The organism is Luteibacter sp. P4_D7_3, from assembly GCF_056401735.1.
Genome location: NZ_JBFUIT010000495.1, coordinates 1 through 1,920, shown reverse-complemented (window position 1 = coordinate 1,920; position 1,920 = coordinate 1). Strand labels below are relative to the sequence as shown.

4 protein-coding genes are annotated in these 1,920 nt (G+C 63.4%); 1 reads left to right on the top strand and 3 read right to left on the bottom strand.

Annotated features, from left to right (window positions below; all coding sequences use genetic code 11):
- The 3 genes from AC1DSN_RS21975 to AC1DSN_RS21965 form a co-directional block, all read right to left on the bottom strand.
- The coding region (locus AC1DSN_RS21975; protein ID WP_477332902.1) for a universal stress protein at positions 1-308 on the bottom strand (308 nt) is incomplete at its 3' end.
- 11 nt (positions 309-319) lie between these two features.
- Positions 320-757: a universal stress protein gene (locus AC1DSN_RS21970; RefSeq protein ID WP_477296911.1), complete on the bottom strand. Its 438-nt coding sequence runs from the start codon at positions 755-757 to the stop codon at positions 320-322.
- A gap of 119 nt (positions 758-876) precedes the next feature.
- Complete coding sequence (locus AC1DSN_RS21965; RefSeq protein WP_477296909.1) at positions 877-1,314, bottom strand: CBS domain-containing protein; 438 nt, start codon at positions 1,312-1,314, stop codon at positions 877-879.
- A 200-nt stretch (positions 1,315-1,514) separates the two neighbouring features.
- Here AC1DSN_RS21965 and AC1DSN_RS21960 point away from each other — a divergent pair.
- On the top strand, positions 1,515-1,920 hold a 406-nt coding region (locus tag AC1DSN_RS21960), incomplete at its 3' end, for a hypothetical protein (protein ID WP_477332900.1).

The window sequence follows — 1,920 nt, the reverse complement described above, 5'->3', positions numbered from 1 at the left end:
GTATGCGCCCGGGCGACCGCCACGGTATCGGGGCGATGGTCAAACGTGTATTCGGTCGACACGTCGACCCCCGCAGCTTTGCCGGCAATCCTGGCCCTTTCCAGCAGCTGAGTGGCCCGGCCGGTGACGCGAGTAAAGCAGATATCGCCTTCAATGTAGTCAGCAAGCAGGTTGACCGACGGTAACGGTGAGATGACGTTCAACGCATAGACGTGGCTACCCAGTGCAGCGGCCGCATCGATGCAAACGTGGGTCGCTCGATCAGACGCCTGCGTGCCGTCGACCAGAAGAAGGATACGCTCGAACATTAGGGAATCTCCTAGGGACAGATCAGGACAGGTCGGGTCGTGACCATCAACACTTTTTGAGTCTGGCTACCGAGGACCAGTCGTTTGAGGCCATGCTTGCCATGCGAGCCCATCACGATGAGATCGCAATCGTGGAGTTCGGCAAACTCTTCGATGGCCTCACTGGGCGCATGGCACGTGACCTGTGACGTGGTACACACGGCACCACGAACTTCGGCGAGCTCTTGGATTTGCCTTAAGTAACCATCTGACAGGCGTTGCAAGTCAGCGATGCGGTCGAGCTCCACGGCGACGGCGACGCCACCCCGGTGGCGGGGCGAGGCGATCGGCTCGACGACATGAAGGACGGACAGATGCGATCCGCAGCGGGCCGCCAGTTCGATAGCGACATGGGCCGCTTTCAATGACGCGGGTGTCCCGTCCGTGGGAAGTAGAATGTGGTTGAACATGAGTTTCTCCGCTCACCGGTGGTGGCCTGGAAAGCATTTTCAGCGACGTCGTGAACGGTCGGCTTGACCTAGGTCAACCCCGTAGCGGGTCCACCGCATGGCGTGCACGATCCGCCACCTCACGCGTACGGTCGGTCGGTCAGAGCATCGGCGGCGAGCGCGTTGGCAAGTTGCCCCAGGAGTGTGGTGACCGCGGCCGTCACGTCCGTTGCCGATACGATGCCGACCAAGCGACGGTTCTCGTCGACCAAGGGCAGGTGGCCCACTGCACCGCCGGCCATGGCTTGCACGACGTCAGCCAACGATCCATCCGCGCGACACACCACTGCCGGGGTCGACATGACCGCCGCGGCGGTCAGACGACTCATATCGGCCCCCGCCGCCATACCCCGCACCACCAAGTCGCGCTCGGAGATCACCCCCTCTGGCAGCCGGCTTGCCTCGGCGACAACCACACACGAAACCTGGTGCGTGCTCATGAGCCGTGCGACCTCGCTCACGAGCGTTGTGCCGCTGACAACAGGGACGTGCTCGCGGCCAATCTCGATGGCTTTCATGGACTGTGCTCCTGGGTCAGAAGTCATCAGCCTGCGCTGCCGGCCGAGACCATCGTTTGATCGAGGTCAAGTGCCGATGGTTTCTGGGCCTAGGCTCGCGCTGCGCTCTCGATCGCCGTGCGGTTTGACCTGCGTCAAGAGACGCGTCTGCCAATCGCCCTACAACACAGTCTCCCGATGGCAAACGAACGGTGGCGGTCATGAACGAGAGCAGGCTCCTGCAGGATCCTAACGATGGCCTGGCCTGGCACCCGCTGGAGGCGGAGAAAGCTCAGGTGCGAACGGAGGAACTCCACTCGTTTCGCGAAATTGCGGTTGTGGTTATGCAGATGCCGGGTGACCAGGTTGCTGTGACCGCGGCGGGCGTGTTCGCTCGGCGGGCCGGTGCCCGCCTGAACGTGCTGCAGATGCTTGCCATGCCGCAGGACGCCTTCGACGCCTGGGCCCTGGTGCCCGATCCGACGCTGGTCGAACGCTACGCCAAGATCCGCGCCGACGGCGAGCGCCAAGCTCAGGACATGCGCCATCTGATCTCGGCGATGCGCCTCGAGGGCGAGGTACGCACGCTGGAGGCGCTGTACTCCGCACCGCCGGCACTCGCTGCGG

Bases quoted from the DNA above. Each gene is read 5' to 3' on its own strand.
- AC1DSN_RS21970 (WP_477296911.1), bottom strand. From the start codon at position 757: ATGTTCAACCACATTCTACTTCCCACGGACGGGACACCCGCGTCATTG.
- AC1DSN_RS21965 (WP_477296909.1), bottom strand. From the start codon at position 1,314: ATGAAAGCCATCGAGATTGGCCGCGAGCACGTCCCTGTTGTCAGCGGC.